Source organism: Streptomyces sp. NPDC059010 (genome assembly GCF_042740355.1).
Taxonomy (GTDB): Bacteria; Actinomycetota; Actinomycetes; order Streptomycetales; family Streptomycetaceae; genus Streptomyces.
The window spans coordinates 38,010-59,671 of record NZ_JBHYJA010000028.1; the positions used below are offsets into that span (position 1 = coordinate 38,010).

Sequence of the window (21,662 nt, forward strand, 5' to 3'; positions counted from 1 at the left end):
TGCCCGCCCCGGGGGGGGGGGGGGGGGGGGGGGGCGGGGGGGGGGGGGGGGGGGCGATCGAGCCGCGCGGGGGCGGCCCCCCGCGGGGCGCGGCGGGGCGCCCCACGGCGGTCGCCGTGGCCGCGGCCCGCCAGCGCCGGGCCACCAGCAGCAGCCCGATGAACGCGGCCGGCGTCAGCTTGATCGCCGCCGCGAGACCGATACCGACGCCCGCCCAGCGCTCCCGCCCCGTGGCCAGCAGCCGACAGTCGAGCAGCACGAGGGCCAGCAGCAGGATGTTCACCTGGCCGAAGCTGAAGGTGTCCCGCAGCGGTTCGAACAGGGCCAGCGCGCAGACGGCGAGCGCACAGCCGTACCAGCCGTAGCGCTGCCAGGCCCGTCCGGCCAGGACGCGCAGCGCGAAGGCCAGGGCCGCCAGGTTGAGCAGCAGCGCCACGGCGATCGCGACATGCAGGCCGACCAAGGACATGGGCAGCATGACGACGGCGGCGAACGGCGGGTAGGTGAACCCGTATGTCGTGCCGGGCACCTGGTAGTCGTAGATACGGCCGCCGTGGTGGATCCAGCTGTCGATGGTGCCGTAGTAGACGCGCAGGTCGAACCAGTCGCGCAGCAGCGGAACGGTCGCGGTGAAGACGGTCACGGCGGCGGCGAGCACGAGCACCAGGGCGAGCCGGCCGCGGTCGGTACGCGGAAGTCTCATGCGGTGCGCTCCAACGCCGGGGCCTGCGCGGCCAGATGCGCCTGCCACAGGACGACCACGGCGAGCACGCCCCCGGACACGGCGAGGACCAGCTGTCCCACGTCCGCGGGCCCGCCGCTGGGCAGGACGGCGAGCGCGAGCACTCCGGTCAGGGCCGCCACCCGGTGCCGTACGGATGTGCTGGGCGCCGCGGCGGCGATGAGGAACAGGCCCCACAGCGCGTACCAGGGGCGGATCGCCGGCCCGAAGGCGGCCACGGCGGCCAGGCTCAGTCCGAGCGCATACACGGGGCGCGGACGCCAGCGCCACCATATGAGGACCACGAGCACCCCCGTGAGCACCATGCCGATGGCGTGCCACGCCGGGACGGCCAGCGGCGCCAGATCGCTGCCGACCTCGTCCAGCAGTGAGGCGGTGGCCCGGCCGAGCAGGCTGGTGAGCGCCCAGTTCTGGGTGGACACCGGGGTGTCGAGGGCGCCTATCCAGCCGTATCCCGTGCCCGCCACGGCCGTTGCGGCGACCGTGGTGGCGGCGGATGCGGCGACCGTGGTGAACACGGCCTTGGCCGGGTGGTGACCGGCCCGTATCTGCAGCAGCACCACCGCGGCCAGGCCCAGCGCGGCGGGCGCCTTGACCAGGGCGGCGAGGGTGACGAATACGGCGCCCAGGATCGGCCACCGGCCGAGCGCCGCGACCAGACCGGCGCCGAGCAGGCCCAGCATGATGGCGTCGTTGTGGGCGCCCGCGACCAGGTGCAGCAGCACGAGCGGGTTCAGGGCGCCCAGCCACAGCGCCGCGGCCGGGTCGGCGCCGCTGTGCCGGGCCAGGCGCGGCAGCGCGGCCGCCATCAGCGCCACCCCGAGCAGCGCTATCAGGCGCATGCCGAGGAGCCCGGCGGGGAGTTCGCCGCTGGTCAGGCCGGACAGCGCGGAGGCCACGCCGAGGAACACGGGGCCGTACGGGGCGCCCGTGTGCCGCCAGAGCGGGGCGACCTCGTCCGCGAGCGGGCCGCCGAGGTGGGAGGGGCCGTACGCGTACACGTCGATGTGCGCGTCGACCATCGCCCCTTGGGCCAGGTAGCTGTACACGTCCCGGCTGAACAGCGGCGGCGCGATCAGCAGCGGGGTGGCCCAGACCGCCAGCACCAGCAGCAGGGCGCGCGGGGTGGGCGGATCGGCGCTGCGCACGAGCCGGCCGAGCAGCAGCCAGGCCGCTATCAGCAGGACGACGCCGAAGTACACGCCGACCAGGCCCAGGGCCGCGTGCGCCGAGGACGGGGCCAGGAGTTCCCGGACCGGTAGCGCACCGGCCGTCTCACCGCCCAGGGCGAGAAAGGCGGTGCCGGCCAGACCGAGTATCTGGCAGCGGCGGAGATCGACGGGGAAAGCCATGGCCAACACTCGGTCAGCGTGTCAACGCCGAGTGGCCGGAAAGCGAAGGGGGACCCTCGGGGCAGCGACCTGCGCATGACCGCCGTGTGATCCATCCCGGTCAGAGCGTCACAGGAACCGCGAACTGGCCACCGGACCCGAGGAGGTAAGGCCGGCCCGGTCCCCCCGGAGCCAGCAGCCGCGCACGGCGGTGACGAAGTCGGTCAGGGCCTCGGCCCCGTCGGCGGGGGTCTGGCCGTCGCCCTCGTCGGGCGAGGCGTCGGCCGCCAGGATGTCGGCGGCGATCTCCCGCTCCGGCCGGTCGTCGGGGGCGCCGCGCTCCACGCTCCCGTCGCCGTCCGCGCGCAGCTGCCCCTCCCAGGGTGCCGTCGCCGACTGGTGCAGCAGGGCGACGCTGTCGGCGGTCACCACCGGCGGGTCGGTCCAGTTGCTCGCGTGCTCGTGCAGGACCTGCCCCGGAGCTCGTTCGAACAGCCCGCCGATGATGTCCGGGCCCCCGTCGGCGGCGGCCACCTCGTTCAGGTCGTACGCGACGACGACCGTGTCCTGGCGGTCGGGCGTGAACGGCTCCGCCGGCAGCCGAAGCGTCTCGGCCGCGGCGAGACCGAGGATCCTGCTGCTCCGGTCGGGCAGCAGCGACACCGATGTGGGGCGCACCCCGGCGGCGTCGAGGACCGTCTTCAGCCGCAGCAGACCCCGCAGGCAATGGTCGTGGGAGTCCTGCAACCAGGCGTACCGCCCGGCCATGCCCGCTTCGAAGCCGTAGGGGGACATCGAGCCGAGCACGGTGCCGCCGATGACGTACTGCCAGCCGCGCAGATCGCCGTGGTCCAGCGGGCTGACCGGCTCGGCGCTCGCGGCCCGGTCCAGCATGCGGCGCTGTCGGGCCTGGGTGGGCAGCCACATGGCGTCGTCGGGGTCGGACAAGCGGGCGTGCTGACGGCGGGCCAGAGCGAGGTCGCCGGACATGAGGGCGTTGAAGACCAGCAGATAGCGGTCCGGCCAGTCGGTGAGCCCGCTCTCGCGCGCGGCCAGGAGGTCCGTCGCCTCGCGGTGGCGGCCCTCGCGCTCGTAGGCCGAGACCAGCTCCCGCAGGACCGCCACCGACTCCGGCGCCTGGTTCAGTGCCCCGCGCAGGGCGGGTATCGCCAGGTGGGGCACGCCGCGCTCGATACAGGCGTACCCGAAGTCGTAGAGTGCCCGGGCCTTTTCGGGGCGGGCGGCGAGGGCGGCGGCCGCCTCGTGGAGGTCCTCGAAACCGGCCGCTCCGGCGGCCCGGGCGACCACGAGGGCGACCTCGCCCAGGGGGAGGTCGTCGGCGCCGTGCCGCAACTGGCGCAGGGCGCCGGGGATGTCACCCTCGTCGAGCGCTTCCCAGGCCTTGCGGAGTTCGGGGGTCTTCGGTCGGCGATTCCTGCGCGAGAACATGAGGAGGATCCTCACCGAAGATCCGGATCCTCCTCAACCGCATTACGCAAGGGTCTTGACCTGCTGGTCCTCGAAGTCGGATGAGTGAGCGTAACCATGTATGAGTGAGTGTCGTTGTCAGAGCGTGAATCTGACGGAATGGGCGAAGATGCAGGGTGTGCATCCGCAGACCGCGTATCGCTGGTTCCGTGAGGGGGCGTTGCCGGTACCGGCTCAGCGAGTCGGGCCACGCACGATTCTGGTGAATATCGACGCGAACACCACGCCCGAGGCCATCGGAGGCCTGGGGCTGTATGCCCGCGTTTCCGCGCACGATCAGAAGACCGACCTGGAACGCCAGGTCGCTCGGCTGTCGGTGTGGGCAGCGAAGGCCGGTCACCGAGTCGTTCGTGTTGAGGCGGAGATCGCTTCCGGGATGAGCGGCTGCCGTTCCAAGGCCCGGCGTCTGCTGGCCGACCCGCAGGTGACCTGCGTGGTGGTGGAGCACAAGGACCGGCTCGGCCGGATGAACGTCGAGCTTGTCGAGGCCGCCTTGTCCGCGACGGGCCGTCGCCTGCTGGTCTTGGACGACGGCGAGGTCGAAGACGACCTGGTGCGGGACATGGTGGAGGTACTGACGTCGTTCTGCGCCCGTCTGTACGGGCGCAGGTCGGCGAAGAACCGCGCCCGCAAGGCACTGGAAGCCGCCGAACATGGCTGACCTCCGCCCGATCACCGCGCCGTTCGTCGCTCTGGGCCCGTCTGGTGTTGCGATCCGTACCCGGCTGGGGGACATCACGCCCGAGGAGGAGAAGGTTCTGCGCCTGGTGGGGGCGCACCTGGGCTCGCTCGCCTCGAAGGACCTCAAAACGCGTTGCGTGGACGGCCTGGAGCACTCCACCGAGTCATGGGCGGCCCGTAAGAGGGACGTGACGGCCCAGTCGTCGTCCAGGTGGGCCGGGTCGATCACGAAGGCCACGCATGACCAGTGGGCGCTCGCCCGGCGCGGCCAGGCCGCGCACGTGAAGTCCCTCGAAGCCGGGATCACGACGATCAGGCACCGGCTTTCGCTGCCGGTCGGAGAGAAGGGCACCAAGCGGGCTCCGGGCGGCTACCGCTCCGCGCACGAGTGGTTTAACAAAGCACGCCGCCTGCATGCGCTGGAGGACCGGCTCGACCATGTTCGGGCTGACCGGGAAGCGGGCCGGGTGCATGTCGTGCGTGGCGGTACACGTCTGCTGGGCACCCGCCACAACCTCGACAAGGCGCAGCTCACCGAGGCTCAGTGGCGTGAGCGGTGGGAAGCCGGGCGCTGGTTCCTGCAGGCAGACGGTGAGTCGGGGAAAAGGTTCGGCAACGAGACGATCCGCATCACGCCCGAGGGTGAAGTGTCGATCAAGCTCCCGGCCCCGCTCGCCGGCCGGGCGAACGCCAGGCACGGCCGGTACGTACTCGCTGCGAGGGTGCGGTTCCCTCACCGGGGGCAGGAGTGGGCCGACCGTGTGGCGGCGAACCGGGCCGTGGCTTACCGCGTCCACTACGACACGGGGCGCGGGCGCTGGTACGTGGACGCCTCCTGGCAGATCCCACCCACCAGGACCATCCCGCTCAAAGCCGCCCTCGCCGAGGGCGTGATCGGCGTGGACACCAATGCCGACCACCTCGCCGCATGGCGCCTGGACCCTCACGGCAACCCGATCGGCCAGCCGCGCCGGTCCGTCTACGACCTGTCCGGCAACGCCCAGCACCGCGACGCCCAGGTACGGCACGCCCTCACACGGCTGCTGAACTGGGCCAAGAGCTGCGGCGTCAAGGCCATCGCGGTCGAAGACCTCGACTTCCAGGCCGAGAAAACCAGAGAGAAGCACGGGCGCAAGCGCCGATTCCGGCAGCTCATCTCCGGCATGCCGACCGGCAAGCTCCGCGCCCGGCTGACCTCCATGGCCGACGCCACAGGTATCGCAATCATCGCCGTGGACCCGGCCTACACCAGCAAGTGGGGTGCCCAGCACTGGCAAAAGCCGATGACCGGCCCCACTCGTAAGACCACCCGGCACGATGCGGCGAGCATCGCGATCGGACGACGCGCCCAGGGACACCCGATCCGGCGACGGACGACACCGCCCCGTGCACACCAGAGCGATGTGCACGGGCATCGGACCGTCCAGGCCGACCGGCGTGCCCTCGGGCGTGAGGGACCCCGCCCCCGCATCCCCGGACCACGGACACGATCCGTGCCGCCGGACGCGGCGAGAACGCGGGCGACCAGGACATCCAAAACCGTTCGGGGTGTCCGCAGTGACCAGGTATGGGTCCAGGACTCACTCCTGCTCACTGATTAGGAACGGTCAGAAGACCGACAGCCCGGTCAGCGTCGTGAAGCGGTCGAGGGCCGCCACGCCGGCCACCGAGTTGCCGCGCTCGTCGAGCCCGGGACTCCATACGCACAGCGTGCAGCGGCCCGGTACGACGGCGATGATCCCGCCGCCGACGCCACTCTTGCCGGGCAGCCCCACCCGGTAGGCGAAGTCGCCCGCCGCGTCGTACGTCCCGCAGGTCAGCATCACCGCGTTGACCTGTTTGGCCTGGCTGCGGGTGAGCAGGCGGGTGCCGTCGGCGCGGACTCCGTGGCGGGCCAGGAAGGACGTGGCCAGGGCGAGGTCGGCGCAGGACGCCGTGAGGGAGCACTGGCGGAAGTACTGGTCGAGCAGGACCGGCACGGGGTTGTCCATGTTGCCGTACGACGCCATGAAGTGGGCGAGCGCGGCGTTGCGGTCGCCGTGGGCCGACTCGGAGGCGGCGACGTCCTTGTCGAAGTCCAGGGCGGGGTTGCCGCTCTCGGCGCGCAGGAAGGACAGGAGTTCGCCGGCCGCGTCTCCGGTACGGGTCTGGAGGCGGTCGGTGACGACGAGGGCGCCCGCGTTGATGAACGGGTTGCGGGGGATGCCGTTCTCGTACTCCAGCTGGATCAGGGAGTTGAAGGGGTTGCCGGAGGGTTCGCGGCCCACGTGCTCCCAGAGTGCGTCGCCCTCGCGGGCCAGGTCGAGCGCGAGGGTGAAGACCTTGGTGATGGACTGCGTGGAGAACGGCTCGCGCCAGTCCCCCACGCCGTACACCGTGCCGTCGAGTTCCGCGACGGCCATGCCGAAGGCCCGAGGGTCGCGGGCCGCGAGCGCCGGGATGTAGTCGGCGGGCCGGCCACGGCCTGGGGTCCGCCCGATCTCCTCCGCGATGCGCTCCAGGATCGGCTGGAAGGTCAGTGACGACGTTGACGCTGCCATGATCACCATTGTGCCTCCCTGCCGGTCCCGGTGCGCATCGGCGGATTTCTGGAAAGGGTCAGGCCAGGGCCTGGCCGCTGCCCGCGACGACCTCCGGGCGCAGCAGGTCGGCGAGCCTCTCGGCGGGCAGCAGGCCCTTCTCCAGGACGAGTTCGGCCACGCCCCGGCCGCTGGCGAGGGCTTCCTTGGCGATGTCGGTGGCGGCCGTGTACCCGATGTGCGGGTTGAGGGCGGTGACCAGGCCGATGGAGTTCTCCACGGTCCGGCGCAGCGACTCGGTGTTGGCGGTGATGCCGGAGACACAGCGCTCGGCCAGCGTCACGCAGGCGTTCCTCAGATGCGTGATGCTCTCCGACAGCGAGTGCAGGATGATCGGCTCGAAGGCGTTGAGCTGGAGCTGTCCGGCCTCGGCGGCCATGGTGATGGCGACGTCGTTGCCGATCACCTCGAAGGCGACCTGGTTGACGACCTCGGGGATCACCGGGTTGACCTTGCCGGGCATGATCGACGAACCGGCCTGCACGGGCGGCAGGTTGATCTCGCCGAGGCCCGCGCGCGGCCCGGAGGACAGCAGACGCAGGTCGTTGCAGCTCTTGGAGAGCTTGACGGCGATGCGCTTGAGGACGCCGGACATCTGGACGAACGCGCCGCAGTCCTGGGTCGCCTCGACCAGGTTGGCGGCGGTGACCAGCGGCAGCCCGGTGATCTCGGCGAGGTGGCGGCGGGCCGACTCGGCATATCCGGCCGGTGCGTTGAGGCCGGTGCCGATGGCCGTGGCGCCCAGGTTGATCTCATGGATCAACTCGACCGCTTCGGCAAGACGGGACCGGTCCTCGTCAATCATGACGGCATACGCGGAGAACTCCTGCCCGAGGGTCATCGGTACCGCGTCCTGCAACTGTGTACGGCCCATCTTGAGCACCTCGCGGAACTCGACGGCCTTGCGGGCGAACGCGTCCTGCAGTACGGACATCGCCTTGAGCAACCCGCGCACCGCGAACACCGTCGCGACCTTGACGGCGGTCGGGTAGACGTCATTGGTGGACTGACCCAGGTTGACGTCCTCGTTGGGGTGCAGGTACTGGTACTCGCCCTTCGCGTGCCCCAGCAGCTCCAGCGCCCGGTTGGCGACGACCTCGTTGGCGTTCATGTTGGTCGAGGTGCCGGCGCCGCCCTGGATGACGTCGACGACGAACTGCTCGTGCAGCTTGCCGGTCCGGATCTCACGGCAGGCGGCGACGATCGCGGCGGCCTTCTTCGGCTCCAGCAGGCCGAGCTCCTCGTTGGCGAGGGCGGCGGCCTCCTTGACGGCGGCGAGCGCGTCGATGAGGTGCGGGTAGGCGGAGATGGGGGTGCCGGTGATGTGGAAGTTCTCGGTGGCACGCAGGGTGTGGACACCCCAGTAGGCGTCGGCGGGGACATCCCGGTCGCCGAGCAGATCGTGCTCGCTGCGGGTGACGGCGTTCATGAGGGAACGGTTCTTCTTTCTGAAAGTGAGGGTGAGCGCCCCTGTAGGGGCGCGGGGAACTGCGCGACAAGCCACAAACAACCCGCAGCCGCCGCACAGGAAGACCGGCACATCCCTAGGCGCATGCCGAAACAGCAACCGGCTCCAGCGAGCGAACGGGCTGCACACACCCGACCGCCTGACCGCCCCCGAGAAGTGCCTCGCCCTGGAACTCGGTGAGCAGGTCCGGATTGACCCCGGCCCACGCAAGAGCGGCGGCAGCAACCGGCACCCGCGCCCGGTTCGCCCCGTCGGCGATCTTCACGGCGATGGCACGGCCGTCGGGCAGCGCAGCGACCTGAACGCCCTCGAACCCGTCCTTTGCGAGCAGCCCCGGCACGGCCCGCATCAACGCGGCGACGTCCCGCCCGCTGCCGGAGGCCATCTCCGCGTGGTCCCGCATCGCGTCGGCGACCCGGGCCTCGGGCGTCCCCGGCACCGCGGTGGTGATCCGGGCGGCGGCACGGGCGAGGCCGTGCAGCGACACGGAGAACAGCGGGGCCCCGCAGCCGTCGACGGTCACCTGGGCGATCCGCTGACCGGTCAGGTCCTCGACGATCTCCGCGATGGCCTGCTGGAGCGGGTGCCCGGGGTCGAGGTAGTCCTCCAGGGACCAGCCGTTCAACCGGCAGGTGTACAGCATCGCCGCGTGCTTGCCGGAGCAGTTCTGGGCGAGGCGGGAGGGCAGGCGGCCCTCCCGCACCCAGGAGTCCCGGACGACGGGGTCGTACGGCATGTCCGGGACGTTGCGCAGGTGGTCCTCGGTGAGCCCGGCGAGTTCGAGGATGCGCCGGGTTCCGGCGAGGTGGCGTTCCTCGCCGGAGTGGCTGGCGGCGGTGAGCGAGAGCAGCTCAGCGTCGAGCGGGAGCCCGGCCCGCGCCATGGCGACGGCCTGGACGGGCTTGAGCGCCGAGCGCGGGTAGAAGGCGGCCTCGATGTCACCGAGCTGGAACCGGACCTCGCCGTCGTCACCGAGGACGACGACGGAGCCGTAGTGGATGCCTTCGATCATTCCGCCGCGTATGAGGTGGGCGACGGGGGCGTGGAGAGGTGCGCGGACAAGGGGTGCGTCCGCTATGGAACTGCTGAACATCACTGCCTGGTTGTGTTGAGTGGTCGATGTGGAGTCGTCGACCGGCACGGGTTTCACGTGTCGGCCTTCAGGGCGGTGCGGGCGACCCGACGGCGAATGCCGTACCAGCCCCCGACCAGTGCCAGGACGATCAGCGGCAGGCACTGCACGGTGGTGCGGCCGGCGCCTCCGTCGGCGTACATGAGGACCAGGACGGAGGCGAGGAAGGCCAGCGTCACGAGTTCGGTCCAGGGGGAGCCCGGCAGTCGGTAGCCGGGGCGGGTGAGCTCGCCCTTCTGGGTCTTCTGCCAGAAGAGCAGGTGACAGACCATGATCATGCCCCAGGTGGCGAGGATGCCGATCGCGGCGAAGTTCAGCACGATCTCGAACGCCTCGGCGGGGACGACGAAGTTGAGCCCGACGCCCAGCACACAGATACCGCTGGTCAGCAGGATGCCGCCGTACGGGACCTGGCTGCGGCTCATCACCGACGTGAACTTCGGGGCGGAGCCGGACATCGCCATGGAGCGCAGGATGCGGCCGGTGGAGTACAGGCCGGAGTTGAGCGAGGACATGGCCGCGGTGAGGACGACCAGGTTCATGACGCCGCCGGCCGCCGGGACACCGATGTTGGACAGCACGGTGACGAAGGGGCTCTCGCCCGCCTTGTACGACGACCAGGGCAGCAGCATCGACAGCAGGACGACCGAGCCGACGTAGAACAGGCCGACGCGCCACATGATCGAGTTGATCGCCTTCGGCATGATCTTCTCGGGGTTCTTGGTCTCACCCGCGGCGACGCCGACCAGCTCGACAGAGGCGTAGGCGAAGACGACACCCTGGACGATCAGCAGCATCGGCAGCAGACCGTTGGGGAAGACGCCGCCGTTGCCGGTGATCAGGGACGGGCCGGGGGTGTGGCCGTCCACGGGCTGCTGGGTGACCAGCAGGAAGATGCCGATGAGCATGAAGACGACGAGCGCGCCGACCTTGATGATCGCGAACCAGAACTCCAGTTCGCCGAAGAACTTCACCGAGATCAGGTTCACCGTCAACACGACCGCGAGGGCGATCAATGCGATCACCCACTGCGGGATGTCGGAGAACATGCCCCAGTAGTGGGTGTAGGTGGCCACCGCGGTGATGTCGGCGATGCCGGTGGTCGCCCAGTTCAGGAAGTACATCCAGCCCGCCGTGTACGCGCCCTTCTCACCCATGAACTCGCGGGCGTACGACACGAAGGCGCCGGACGAGGGCCGGTACAGGACGAGTTCGCCGAGGGCGCGCACGACGAGGAAGGCGAAGATGCCGCAGACCGCGTAGGCGATGAACAGGGACGGGCCGGCGTCGGCGAGTCGCCCGCCGGCACCGAGGAAAAGGCCGGTGCCTATGGCTCCGCCGATGGCGATCATGTTGACGTGCCGGGCCTTCAGCGACTTGCTGTAGCCGTGGTCTCCGGCGTCTACGTGACCGGACTGGGGGCGCGTCTCTTCTTTGAGGTGCTGTTCGCTCACGCCTCGGGTCCGCCTTCCGTGGTGCTGTCCGTGCGCGGGGGGCGCACGATGTCGGTGAGGGTGGTCTCGACGCGATCCAGGTGGTGGGCCATGGCGTCGGTCGCGTCGAGTTCGGAACCGTCGGTCAGCGCCTCCACGATCGCCCGGTGCTCCCGGTTGGACTGCTCGCGGCGACCGCCCAGTTCGTTGAGGAAGGCCGACTGACGCGCCAGTGCGTCGCGGATCTCCTCGATGACCCGGCGGAACACCGGGTTCTGGGCGGCCTCGGCCACGGCCAGGTGGAAGAGGGTGTCCATCGCTACCCACGCGGTGGTGTCCGTCTCCCGCTCCATGCGGTCGAGCAGGTGAGCCAGGTGGTCGAGGTTCTCCGGGGTGCGGCGCAGGGCCGCGTACCCGGCGACCGGGATCTCGACGTGCCGGCGCACCTCCAGCAGGTCGCTCGCCGAGTAGTCACCGAAGGTGGGGTCCTCGACGGCGTTGGCGACGACGAAGGTGCCCTTGCCGGTCTTGGAGACGGTCAGGCCCATGGTCTGCAGGGCCCGCAGGGCCTCGCGCAGGACGGGCCTGCTGATCTCCAGGGTCCGGCACAGCTCCGCCTCGGAGGGGAGCTTGTCGCCCACGGCGTATTCGCCGCGCTCGATCGCGTCGCGCAGATGCGCCAGCACCGCTTCCATGGCACTGACACGTCGCGGAGGCTGTCCGGCTGTCCGGCTGTCTGACAGGTTCACGGGAGAGATACTCCGGGTGAGCCGTGGGTGGTGTCAAGGGATGCGAATGGAGAGATTCACCGGGCGTGACGCTTGAAAGCCGGCATCACGCCCGGGCCGCTGCCCGGCATCACGCCCGGGCCCGGGTCAACTGTGGATCGCCCCGGCGCCCAGCAGCCCGAACAGCAGCAGGCCGACGACGATCCGGTAGATCACGAAGGCGTTGAAGGAGTGCTTGGCGACGAACCTGAGCAGCCAGGCGATCGAGGCGTACGCGACGGCGAAGGAGACGACGGTGCCGACGGCCAGCGGCAGCGCACCCGTGCCCGTCGTACCGAGGGCGTCCTTCAGCTCGTAGATGCCGGCGCCGGTCAGGGCCGGGATGCCGAGGAAGAAGGACAGCCGGGTGGCGGCGACGCGGTCCAGGTCGAGCATCAGCGCCGTGGACATGGTGGCACCGGAGCGCGAGAAGCCCGGGAAGAGCAGGGCGAGGATCTGGGAGCTCCCGACCAGCATCGCGTCCTTGAAGGAGGTGTCGTCCTCTCCGCGCTTGTGGCGCCCTGTCCGGTCCGCCGCCCACATCACCCCGCTGCCGACGATCAGCGAGCCCGCGACCACCCACAGCGAGGCGAGCGGCCCCTCGATGAGCGGCTTGGCGGCCAGGCCGACGACGACGATCGGGATGGTCGCGTAGATCACCCACCAGGCGAACTTGTAGTCGTGGTGGTACCGCTCCTCCTTGTCCCGCAGCCCCCGCAGCCACGCCGAGACGATCCGCACGATGTCCTTGAAGAAGTACACGAGCACGGCGGCGATCGCGCCGACCTGGATGACGGCCGAGAAGCCGACGACCGCGTCGTCGTCGACGGGGATGCCCATCAGACCCTCGGTGATCTTCAGATGGCCGGTCGAGGAGACGGGCAGGAACTCGGTCACCCCCTCGACGGCTCCGAGGACGACGGCCTGACCGACGCTGATGGCGCTCATGGGATCCAGTTCCGGGAAGGTGGGCAGGACAGTTGCGCGCACTGTCTACCAGGTCCAGGTATGGCTCCGTGGCCGTCGACGCGGACGCGTCCGCCTACGACCACCACGCCTGGGCGAGCGACGCGCCCAGGAACGCGGCACCGAGGCCCACGCCCACGCTGCCCACGACGTTGGCGGCGGCGTAGCGCCCGGCTCCCGTCTCGGTCAGCCGCAGGGTCTCGTAGGAGAAGGTCGAGTACGTGGTCAGGGCGCCGCACAGACCGGTGCCGAGCAGCAGCTGGAGGTGGGAGCTCGCGGCGCCGGCCGCCACCGCACCGGTGAGCAGGCCGAGGATCAGGCAGCCGGTGGCGTTGACGATGAAGGTGCCCCAGGGGAACACCGAGTCGTGCCGGGACTGCACCGCGCGGTCGGTGAGGTAGCGCAGGGGTGCGCCGACGGCGGCGCCCGCGATCACCAGGAGCCAGTTCACGGCGACTTCTTACCTTTCGTGTCCGATGTGCGCGGAGTGTCGTCCGTGTCTGGGGCGTCGTCACGGCCGGCGTATCTGATGACCTCGCAGTCGTCGAGGGTCACCAGGCCCTCGGTGACGAGCTCGTCGAGCTGCGGCAGGAAGGCCCGTACCCGCTCCTCGGTGTCCACGATCACGATGGCCACCGGCAGGTCCTCGCTCAGGGACAGCAGGCGCGAGGTGTGGATCACGGAGGAGGCGCCGAAGCCCTCGATGCCGCGGAAGACGCTGGCGCCCGCGAGACCGGCGGTGTGGGCGCGGTGGACGATCTCCGAGTACAGGGGCCGGTGGTGCCAGGTGTCGTGCTCGCCGACGAGGACGGTCAGGCGCAGGGCCCTGCCGGTCAGCCGTGTCATGACTGCCTCCACTTCAGGATGCGGCGGGCCGCCGCCGCGGCGAGCCAGACCGCCGTGAGCGCCGCGACCGGTGTCGCGGCGAGGTAGGCCAGTGCGGTGCGGGGGTGGCCGGCGTCGACCAGCCGCTGGATGTCGACCGCGTAGGTGGAGAAGGTGGTGAAGCCGCCGAGGACCCCGGTGCCGAAGAAGGGGCGGACGAGACGGTGGGCGGCCCACACCTCGGTGATGACCACCATGAACACGCCGATCACGGCACAGCCGACGACATTGGTCCAGAAGGTCGCCCAGGGAAATCCGCCCTGCTGGGCCGGCCACCCCAGGGAGAGCGCGTAGCGGGCCGTGGCACCGAGGGCGCCGCCTGCCGCGACCACCGCGACGACCGGCGCCTGGGTCCGCCAGGCGCGCTGCCGTCGGGGGCGGGCGGGGGCGCGGAGGCTCTCGGTTTCCGGGACTGTCATGGGCGTACGTCTCCTACTCGCCGGGGCCCGGGCGTGCGGGCCGCGTCGTCGCAAGTAGGGACCGTTGGCGGCGCCACTGCCGCGGTTCGGGTACGGCGGGCCCCACCGCCGCGCCGCGAGGGTGATCGCGGCCGGTCAACAGCGTAACGCTCCCGCCGGCCGGCCCGCCGCTGCGCTGCGGATGCCCGGCGTACCCCGCGCGGCTACTGTCGAAGGGCCCGCTGAGCAGCCGAGGCTTCGTCCCGCGGAAGGAGCGTGGTCGGCTTGGCCCGGAACCGCCGCCTCATCATGAGCTCGCCGTCCGAGGTCTGGAGCCTGCTGGCCGACGGCCGTCGCTACGGGGAGTGGGTCACGGGGACCCAGCAGGTGCTCGCCGTGGACCCGGGCTGGCCGGAGGTGGGCGCCCGCCTGCGTGTCCGGGTCGGTGTCGGCCGCCTGACCCTCGACGACACCGTCGTCGTCCGCATCTGCGAACCGCGGCAGCGCCTGGAGCTCGAAGCGAGGGCGGAACCCTTCGGGGCGGCCCGGATCGCGATGAAGCTGATCCCCTGGGGCGAGCACACCCTCTTCGCCATCGACTGGCACCCCCTGCGGGGCCCCGGCACCCGGATGCACGGGCTGCCCGTCGACTACGTCGTGGCGATCCGCAACGGCATGATGCTGACGAAGCTGGCCCGGATCGCGGTGCGCGAGCATCACGACCTCGGTGCGGAATCGGTACTGCGCGCGGGCTAGGCGGTTCCAGACCGGAAGCCAGTGGGTGCATCTGCCGGCGCGGACGGCCCTGTACCAGGACGGGTGTCGCGGGCACCTTCCTCTGGTCAGCCCGATGGTCCAAACACAAACTGCCTAGTCACCGTGGTCGCCGTTCAGCACTCTGCGACGTTCCTGTTCGCGCTTGGAGTAGGCGGCTGCCCGGATCGCCTCGTCGCTCTCCAAGCCCGATCCAAGGGCGCCGCCCACGGTGGCGACCGAAGCGACGAACCAGGACAACGTCCAGTACTCCGTGGCGTGCAGTGGGTTTCGTGTCATGGAAGCGAACACTTGGTCGTTGAGGATGAACAGCGCCCACATCAAGTTGATGACCATCAGACCCACGTAGCAGACGAGCACCCCGATCCCCACGGTCACGACCGTCGAGGCGTTGTAGAGCCGCGCCCTCTGCCTCGCCTCCGGCGAGCTCTCTGGTGATCGATGCCACAGCTCCGCGTCCACGATCAGCCAGCCGATCATGATCGCCACAGACCCGACCGTGGCGATCACGAGGCGTGGCGTGCTCAGGGACGCGGCCAGGCTCCAGACGGTGGAGTTCACGGTGGCGACTGCTCCCGTGGCGAGTGCGGCCGCCAGGGCTTTCGACAAGCCCGGCACCAACCGCCACGGCCGGTTGGCGCGGACCATTCCGACGAGCACCCGCAGGTAACCGCGCGGCCCGCTGACGACGTACCGAAGATCGTCGGTCCCCTTCTCACCGGATTGGCCGGGATGAACAGGCGCGAGACGATTGACGGAGGACCCCGGAAGCGGCTGACTTCGCGGAGGTCCTTCAGCCCCGGTGGTTTGCGGACCCGCCAAGCCAAGCACAGCTTCTTCGACGGCCCGCCGGGCCCTCGTCTGCAGCCGCAGGCCCCCCAGTGAGGGAAGAGAGAGCAGCGCCAGGCCGTGTTCGTGATTCAGATTCACAGCGAGCCTGCGCCCGTGAGAGTGCAGCGGAAGGTCGGTGAGGGCCACGACGATGTCCCAGTTCTCCGCACTCCCACGGTCCATGATCCGGCGCATCAAGGTGGGCGGGTCCTCGGTCCCCGAAGTGAAGGGCTCACTGACCACCTCGACGTCGAACCGCCGCCCCTGGCCCGACTTGTCGGCGAGCCGATCAGGAAGTGTCCGGGCCAAGCGCTGAGCGATCTCCGTCGGCGCGTCCGGGTCCGCGAGGAGCGCCACGACCGTAACGCCCTGCGACGACACCGGCATCACTGGACCCTTCTCGTCGGCTTTTTCCCACGATCGCAAGTACACACAGGATGCCCGCCGGGGTGGCGTCGGCGCCATGTGACACGCTGGCTCCCGCCGGCCGGTACAGGCGGTACGGCAGGCGCCGCCGGATCCGGTTCGTGCGCAGCAGGCCGATGTCCGCGAGGAGGCCGAGGGGTCGGCCGCCGGTCTCTGCGAGCACCTCGACGCGGGCCCCGGCGGAGTCCGCCAGGCCGTCGAGGCGCCGGATCCGGCCGTCCTCGACGCCGGTCAGCACGCGGCCGCGGGCGACGGCGACCACGTCTTGTGGACCGTGCCGTGTCATCCGCCCGGGTCCGCGAGCGGTATGTCACGGTTTACGAGGAATGTCTTCTGGCCACTCGGTCAGGCGCGCACAACAGTCGAGAGAGGGTGGTCGCATGTCACGTCCACCCCGGTGGTGTGCGGACCGCCGCCCCGGTAGAGGGGCCCGTGATCTGCGGCGGCCCCGTTGAACGTCCGGCACTTCTGGCCACACACGGCATGGCAGCGGCTGGGGCTCGCGGAGCTCTACCGGCGTGGCAAAGAGCTGGAGTTGTTGCACCGCGCCATGGGATTCGCCGCGCTCTCCCTCGTCACGCTGGCTCCGCTGCTGATCGTGGTGGCGGCCGTCGATCCCCTCGGGCGCGGCGGGTTCGCCCTGTGGCTGGTGGACGGCATGGACCTGTCCGGAAGGTCGGCCCGCGCCCTCTCGCAGGTCTTCACTCCGCCCAGCGAGGTCCTCAGCACGACCAGTGCGCTGAGCGTGGCACTGCTCGCCGTGTTCGGTGTGGCCTTCGCCGCCAGCGTCCAGAACGGCCACGAGCGGATCTGGCGGCTGCCCGCAGGGCCCTGGCACCGGGTGTGGCGGCAGACGGTCTGGCTGATCATGCTCATGGCGTATGTGTACGCGCAGGTGCAGACCCGGACTCTGCTGCAGGGCACACCCCGCATCCTGCTGAGCACGGCGGTGGGCGTGCTCTTCTTCTGGTGGGGGCCGCACTTCCTGCTCTGTGAGGTGCGCTGGCGGCAGCTCCTGCCCGGTGCGATCGCCACCATGGCGGGGCTGGTCGGGCTGCGCTGGTTCTCGTACCAGGTGTTCACCCCGCTGCTCGTCACCAACGCGATCAGCTACGGCCCCGTCGGGACCGTCCTGGTGGTGGAGTCCTGGCTGGTCGGGGTGGGGTTCGTGGTCTACGGCGGCGCCCTGGTCGGCCGGCTGCTGTGCGAGCGGTTCGGGGATGTCGACGAGCGGGACCGCACGGACAGCGAGGAGCCGGACCGCGCGGACGCCGAAGGGCCGGACCACGTGGACGCCGAGGAACCGGACCGCGCGACCCCGGAGCGGCGGCACCGCGGGCGAGGGTCGTCGGCCACCCGTTCCGCGGACCATGCGCAGCCCGGTGTGTCCGAGTAGGCGTACGGCCCGGTCGGGCAGGACGGGAAACCGAGTCCGTCCGGCGCCTGCAGCACACGGCCCGGGCTGCGCCGCTACCAGCCCTTCTCGAACATGCGCGCCACTTCGGCGATCCGCATCTCGTCGCGCCGGTAGTGCAGGCGCCGCCGGATCCGCTTGGTGCGCAGCAGGCCGATGTCCACGAGAAGGCCGAGGTCGGTCTGCGCGAGCCCCAGCGGTACGCCGAGTTTCGCGGCCACGGCGTCCGCGGTGACGCCGTCCTCGGCCGGGTCGCCCTGCCGCTGTTCCGGGAAGTGCGCGACCGGGTCCTTCAGCCATTCCAGGATGTCCAGGCGCCTTACGCTGACGGGAGTCCTCAGCATCTCGTCCCTCCCTCCGTCGGGCCGCGTCGTCGCGCGTGCTCCCACTGTCCCGCAGCAGAAGCCACCGTGTCCGGGACTCCTGGACCCTTGTCCGATACCGAACGGCCGTGCGAGAAAGGGTTGTTCGACCGTGACGTGGCGGGGCCCGGCCGCAGGGTGCGACCGGGCCCTTCGCGTCATGTGCTCAACGGTGGCTGAACCACGCCGTCGACGACAGCGCCGCGTCGTCGTAGCCGAACAGGGCCTGGTTCTCCCAGCCGTTGCCGGAGGAGGCGTCGGTGGGGTCCCAGCCGTTGCCGGAGACGGCGGTCCAGGTCGCCTCCCAGTAGAAGACGCCGAGACCGCGGCCGTTCGGGACGGCCTCCACGATGCTCGTCACGTCGTTCATCCAGCGGCGCTGCCCGGCCGTGTTCGCCGGGTAGCCGGAGACCAGTTCGCCGGTGGTGTTGATGATGTTCTCGTGCGAGTCCTCGCTGTCCAGCCGGAACGGGTAGGCCGTCTCGGCGACGAAGACCGGCTTGCCGTAGCGGGAGGCCGCGTCGTCCAGGGTCGTCTGGAAGTCGTAGAGCGAGCCGTGCCAGTAGCCGTAGTACGACAGGCCGATGGCGTCGAACTTCACGCCGTTCGCGACCGCGCTGTCGAACCACCAGCGGGTGCCGGACAGGTCACCGCCCTTGGCGAGGTGCAGGGCGACCGTGGTGGACGAGTTGACCGCCTTGACCGCGTCGTAGCCCGAGTTGAGCAGACCGGCCAGCTGCGACCAGTTGCTCGTGGAGCCCTCGTTCCACAGCATGCCGCCATTGATCTCATTGCCCACCTGGACCATGTCGGCCGTGGTGCCTTGAGCCTTCAACGCGTTCAACACGTCGTACGTGTGGTTGTACACGTCGGTCTTGAGTTGACTGTACGAGTGACCCGCCCAGGCGGCCGGCTTGCTCTGGGCGCCCGGGTCGGCCCAGGTGTCCGAGTAGTGGAAGTCGACCAGCAGCTTCATGCCGGACGCCTTGATGCGCTTGGCCATCGCGAGGACGCGCGTCTTGTTGTTGTAGCCGTCCGCCGGGTTGACCCAGACCTTCAGGCGCGCGTAGTTCATGCCGGCGTTCTTCAGGATGCTGATCGCGTCGCCGGCCGAGCCGGAACTCGTCCGGTAGACGCCGCCCTTGGCCTCGCTCTTGGCGAGGGAGGAGATGTCGGCACCATGGATCGACGTGCCGCCCGTGCCGGATGCGAAGGTCAGGTCGTCGACGTTGATCCAGTTGCCGGCGTTGGCGTCACTGTTGATGCTGATCGTGCACTGGTTGCTGGTCACATTGACGGGCACGACGATACGGATCCATCCGCTCGCCGAGACCGGAAGGTCGGTGCGCTGTTCGGCGCCGCCGCAGTTCTTCAGCGCCAGGTACGCCGAGTTCTGGCCGCCGCCGGAGCGGACCCAGGCGGTGAGCTTGTAGTTCCCGTTGGTCAGCCCGGACAGGTACTGGTACGTCTCCACCTTGTAGGCGGAGGACGCGTAGTGGGTCAGGCGGTAACTGCCGCCGTGGCCACCGGCCTCGGTGAAGGAGGCGGAGTTCTGCCCGGCCGCCGAGTACGTGGACCAGCCGGCCGGTGTCGCGGTGCCGGTGCCGTCGGACTCGAAGCCGCCGTTGGTGAGTGTGCTCGCCGCCGAGGCGGTCTGCGCGGGCAGGGCGGTGAGGGCGAGTCCGGCGGTGAGCGGTATGAGCAGGCCCCGGAGGGTGCGGGTGCGTCTGGGATGGAACATCGTCGTCCGTCGTCCCTTCGACGTAAGTGGGGTTGGGGGTTTCCTCGCTGGAGAGGTCGGCGAGGCGCCCCTCCGCCCGCGGCTCGCGGCACGCGCGGGCGGAGGGGAGTCGGCTCAGCCGTCGAGTCGTACGACCCGGACGGCTCCCGCGGGCACCTCAAGGCGGCCCGCGGCGCGTTCACCGGTCAGCAGCTCGGTGCCGGGCGCCTCCAGCGGCACCTTGGCGTCCGACGCGGTGTGGTTGATGGCGAACAGGAAGCTGCCCGACTCGCCGGCACGGCGCACCACCTCGACATCCCGGGGAAGGTCGACACGCGGTGCGACCTGCGCGTCCTCGATCGCCCAGCCCAGCAGCGCGTCGAGGCCCTCGGCGCCCAGTCGGGTGGAGACGTACCAGGCGGTGCCCTCGCCGAGCCGGTGCCGGGTGACGGCCGGGTGGCCGGCGGTCAGACCGTCGGCGTAGGTCCACACGGTCTCGGCGCCGTGCGGGACGACGAACTCCGACCACACGTCGCCGCTGAGCTCGGAACCGTCGGGACCGGTGACGCGCACCGGCTGGTCCCGCAGCAGCGGCGAGAACTCCTCGACCGTCAGGCCGAGGACGTCCCGCAACGGCCCTGGGTAGGCGCCCTCGTGCACGGCGTCGTGCTCGTCGACGATGCCGGAGAAGTACGAGACGACGAGGGTGCCGCCGTTCTCGACGTAGCGGCGCAGATTGTGGCCGGCCGTCTCCGTCATCAGGTACAGCGCGGGTACGACGACAAGGGGATAGGCCGACAAGTCGGCTTCCGGGTGGGCGAAGTCGACCGTGAGGTGGCGGTCGTAGAGCACCTCGTAGAAGGCGTCGGCGCGCTCGCGCGGGTCGTGGTCCTCGCTGGGGCGCCAGTCGAGGTTCTGCGCCCACCAGGAGTGCCAGTCCCACAGCATCGCCACGTCGGCCTGGGTGCGGGTGCCGATCACGGTGCTCAACGAGTCGAGGGAGGCGCCGAGTTCGACGACCTCGCGCCACACGCGGGTGTCCGTGCCGCCGTGCGGGACCATCGCCGAGTGGAACTTCTCGGCGCCGCGCCGGGACTGCCGCCACTGGAAGAACATGGCGCCCTCGGAGCCGCGCGCCACATGGCCGAGGGAGTTGCGGGCCATCTGGCCGGGGGCCTTGGCGGGGTTGCGGGGCTGCCAGTTGACGCCCGAGGTGGAGTGCTCCAGGAGGATCCAGGGCGCTCCCCCGGCCACCGAACGCGTGAGGTCGGCGGCCATGGCGAGGTTGACGTGGGTGCGGCGGCCGTCGGTGATCAGGTAGTGGTCGTTGGTGACGATGTCGACCTCGCAGCCCCAGGCCCAGTAGTCGACGGAGTCGCACTGGCTGAGGGCCGTCATGAAGTTGGTGGTGACCGGGACGCCCGGTGAGAGGCGGTGCAGGATGTCCCGCTCCATGCGGAAGTTCTCGCGCATGGTGGCGTCGGCGAACCGCTTGTAGTCCAGCGCCTGCGCCGGGTTGACGGCCGTCGGCGTCGTGCGCGGCGGGTTGATCTGCTCGAAGCCGGCGTAGCGCTGGCCCCAGAAGGCGGTGCCCCAGGCCGCGTTGACCGCGTCGACCGTGCCGTACGTCGACTCCAGCCAGCGGCGGAAGTGTGCGGCGCAGGAGTCGCAGTAGCAGGCGGAGACGGGGACGCCGTACTCGTTGTGCACGTGCCACATCGCCAGCGCCGGGTGGTCGCCGTAGCGTTCGGCGAGCTTGGTGGTGATGGTCGCGGCGGCCGTGCGGTAGTCGGCGTTGCTGTGGCAGATCGCGGCGCGGGAGCCGAACTCGTGGCGCACGCCCTCCGCCGTGACGGGCAGGGCCTCGGGGTGGGCCCGGTAGAACCAGACGGGCGGGCAGACGGTGGGCGTGCCCAGGTCGACGCGGATGCCGTGCTCGTGGAGCAGATCGATCACGCGGTCGAGCCAGTCGAAGTCGTACTGCCCGGGTGCGGGCTCCAGCAGGGCCCAGGAGAAGATCCCGACACTCACCATCGTGACGCCGGCCTCCCGCATCAGCCGGACGTCCTCCTGCCAGACGTTTTCCGGCCATTGCTCGGGGTTGTAGTCCCCACCGAAGGCGAGCCTGGTGAGGCCCCTGGGGGTGGTCTCCGGCATGGATCTCTCCCGTTTAATCGATCATTTGGGAACGTGCACACACTGGATCAGCGGTGCGAGCCCAACATAACCGCACAGCAACAACCATTGACAAGTGTCCGGGATGTT

Annotated in this window: 20 protein-coding genes and 1 pseudogene; 4 read left to right on the forward strand and 17 right to left on the reverse strand. The window is 70.4% G+C overall.

Annotated features, from left to right (window positions below):
* From ACFWYS_RS28010 to ACFWYS_RS28020, 3 genes are all read right to left on the reverse strand, one after another.
* Positions 1 to 703, reverse strand: a 703-nt coding sequence (locus tag ACFWYS_RS28010; protein ID WP_384774563.1) for a glycosyltransferase family 87 protein, incomplete at its 3' end; no start/stop codon positions are given.
* Complete coding sequence (mptB, locus tag ACFWYS_RS28015) at positions 700 to 2,094, reverse strand: polyprenol phosphomannose-dependent alpha 1,6 mannosyltransferase MptB (RefSeq protein ID WP_384774566.1); 1,395 nt, start codon at positions 2,092 to 2,094, stop codon at positions 700 to 702. The genes ACFWYS_RS28010 and mptB, both read right to left, overlap by 4 nt.
* A 108-nt stretch (positions 2,095 to 2,202) precedes the next feature.
* Complete coding sequence (locus ACFWYS_RS28020) at positions 2,203 to 3,522, reverse strand: tetratricopeptide repeat protein (protein ID WP_384774569.1); 1,320 nt, start codon at positions 3,520 to 3,522, stop codon at positions 2,203 to 2,205.
* Between the two features lie 124 nt (positions 3,523 to 3,646).
* Between ACFWYS_RS28020 and ACFWYS_RS28025 the strand changes: the two genes are divergently transcribed.
* Positions 3,647 to 4,222 (forward strand): IS607 family transposase, encoded by a 576-nt coding sequence (locus tag ACFWYS_RS28025; RefSeq protein WP_384774572.1) that lies wholly within the window; start codon positions 3,647 to 3,649, stop codon positions 4,220 to 4,222.
* Positions 4,215 to 5,843, forward strand: a complete 1,629-nt coding sequence (locus tag ACFWYS_RS28030; protein ID WP_384774575.1) for an IS200/IS605 family accessory protein TnpB-related protein — start codon at positions 4,215 to 4,217, stop codon at positions 5,841 to 5,843. The genes ACFWYS_RS28025 and ACFWYS_RS28030 overlap by 8 nt, the downstream gene beginning before the upstream one ends.
* 6 nt (positions 5,844 to 5,849) lie before the next feature.
* On the opposite strand, the gene ACFWYS_RS28035 is transcribed toward ACFWYS_RS28030, so the two are convergent.
* The 9 genes from ACFWYS_RS28035 to crcB (ACFWYS_RS28075) all read right to left on the reverse strand — a co-directional run bounded on the left by ACFWYS_RS28035 (position 5,850) and on the right by crcB (ACFWYS_RS28075) (position 13,891).
* On the reverse strand, positions 5,850 to 6,791 hold the full coding sequence (locus ACFWYS_RS28035; RefSeq protein WP_384774578.1) for a glutaminase: 942 nt from the start codon (positions 6,789 to 6,791) through the stop codon (positions 5,850 to 5,852).
* Between the two features lie 49 nt (positions 6,792 to 6,840).
* Positions 6,841 to 8,250 (reverse strand): aspartate ammonia-lyase, encoded by a 1,410-nt coding sequence (gene aspA, locus ACFWYS_RS28040; protein ID WP_384774581.1) that lies wholly within the window; start codon positions 8,248 to 8,250, stop codon positions 6,841 to 6,843.
* 115 nt (positions 8,251 to 8,365) lie between these two features.
* Positions 8,366 to 9,382, reverse strand: a complete 1,017-nt coding sequence (locus ACFWYS_RS28045; RefSeq protein ID WP_384774584.1) for an asparaginase — start codon at positions 9,380 to 9,382, stop codon at positions 8,366 to 8,368.
* A 53-nt stretch (positions 9,383 to 9,435) separates the two neighbouring features.
* Positions 9,436 to 10,875 (reverse strand): amino acid permease, encoded by a 1,440-nt coding sequence (locus ACFWYS_RS28050; RefSeq protein WP_384774587.1) that lies wholly within the window; start codon positions 10,873 to 10,875, stop codon positions 9,436 to 9,438.
* Entirely contained in the window at positions 10,872 to 11,549 is a 678-nt protein-coding gene (locus ACFWYS_RS28055) for a FadR/GntR family transcriptional regulator (RefSeq protein WP_384774590.1), read from the reverse strand. Before ACFWYS_RS28055 ends, ACFWYS_RS28050 begins: the two co-directional genes overlap by 4 nt.
* 180 nt (positions 11,550 to 11,729) lie before the next feature.
* Positions 11,730 to 12,569 (reverse strand): undecaprenyl-diphosphate phosphatase, encoded by an 840-nt coding sequence (locus tag ACFWYS_RS28060; protein ID WP_384774593.1) that lies wholly within the window; start codon positions 12,567 to 12,569, stop codon positions 11,730 to 11,732.
* 94 nt (positions 12,570 to 12,663) lie between these two features.
* Entirely contained in the window at positions 12,664 to 13,038 is a 375-nt protein-coding gene (crcB, locus tag ACFWYS_RS28065) for a fluoride efflux transporter CrcB (RefSeq protein ID WP_384774596.1), read from the reverse strand.
* The gene (locus tag ACFWYS_RS28070; protein ID WP_384774599.1) at positions 13,035 to 13,433 is read right to left on the reverse strand and encodes a DUF190 domain-containing protein; all 399 of its coding nucleotides are present in this window, start codon (positions 13,431 to 13,433) and stop codon (positions 13,035 to 13,037) included. The genes crcB (ACFWYS_RS28065) and ACFWYS_RS28070 overlap by 4 nt, the downstream gene beginning before the upstream one ends.
* Positions 13,430 to 13,891 (reverse strand): fluoride efflux transporter CrcB, encoded by a 462-nt coding sequence (gene crcB / locus ACFWYS_RS28075; RefSeq protein ID WP_384774602.1) that lies wholly within the window; start codon positions 13,889 to 13,891, stop codon positions 13,430 to 13,432. The genes ACFWYS_RS28070 and crcB (ACFWYS_RS28075) overlap by 4 nt, the downstream gene beginning before the upstream one ends.
* Positions 13,892 to 14,155: 264 nt before the next feature.
* Between crcB (ACFWYS_RS28075) and ACFWYS_RS28080 the strand changes: the two genes are divergently transcribed.
* Positions 14,156 to 14,626, forward strand: a complete 471-nt coding sequence (locus tag ACFWYS_RS28080; protein ID WP_384774604.1) for an SRPBCC family protein — start codon at positions 14,156 to 14,158, stop codon at positions 14,624 to 14,626.
* Positions 14,627 to 14,740: 114 nt separating this feature from the next.
* Here ACFWYS_RS28080 and ACFWYS_RS28085 read toward each other — a convergent pair whose 3' ends face one another.
* Both ACFWYS_RS28085 and ACFWYS_RS28090 read right to left on the reverse strand, forming a co-directional pair.
* The gene (locus tag ACFWYS_RS28085; protein ID WP_384774609.1) at positions 14,741 to 15,862 is read right to left on the reverse strand and encodes a hypothetical protein; all 1,122 of its coding nucleotides are present in this window, start codon (positions 15,860 to 15,862) and stop codon (positions 14,741 to 14,743) included.
* Between the two features lie 166 nt (positions 15,863 to 16,028).
* A pseudogene (locus ACFWYS_RS28090) lies at positions 16,029 to 16,187 on the reverse strand (SMP-30/gluconolactonase/LRE family protein); the annotation flags it as partial.
* Positions 16,188 to 16,451: 264 nt separating this feature from the next.
* Here ACFWYS_RS28090 and ACFWYS_RS28095 point away from each other — a divergent pair.
* A complete protein-coding gene (locus ACFWYS_RS28095; RefSeq protein ID WP_384774776.1) occupies positions 16,452 to 17,297 on the forward strand; it encodes a ribonuclease BN in 846 nt (281 codons plus the stop codon).
* A gap of 74 nt (positions 17,298 to 17,371) precedes the next feature.
* Here the strand turns inward: ACFWYS_RS28095 and ACFWYS_RS28100 are convergent, their stop codons facing one another.
* The 3 genes from ACFWYS_RS28100 to ACFWYS_RS28110 all read right to left on the reverse strand — a co-directional run bounded on the left by ACFWYS_RS28100 (position 17,372) and on the right by ACFWYS_RS28110 (position 21,554).
* Complete coding sequence (locus tag ACFWYS_RS28100; protein ID WP_384774612.1) at positions 17,372 to 17,659, reverse strand: ArsR family transcriptional regulator; 288 nt, start codon at positions 17,657 to 17,659, stop codon at positions 17,372 to 17,374.
* A gap of 184 nt (positions 17,660 to 17,843) precedes the next feature.
* Positions 17,844 to 19,418 (reverse strand): arabinogalactan endo-beta-1,4-galactanase, encoded by a 1,575-nt coding sequence (locus ACFWYS_RS28105; RefSeq protein WP_384774615.1) that lies wholly within the window; start codon positions 19,416 to 19,418, stop codon positions 17,844 to 17,846.
* A gap of 114 nt (positions 19,419 to 19,532) precedes the next feature.
* Positions 19,533 to 21,554: a beta-galactosidase gene (locus ACFWYS_RS28110; RefSeq protein ID WP_384774618.1), complete on the reverse strand. Its 2,022-nt coding sequence runs from the start codon at positions 21,552 to 21,554 to the stop codon at positions 19,533 to 19,535.
* Positions 21,555 to 21,662: the final 108 nt, after the last annotated feature.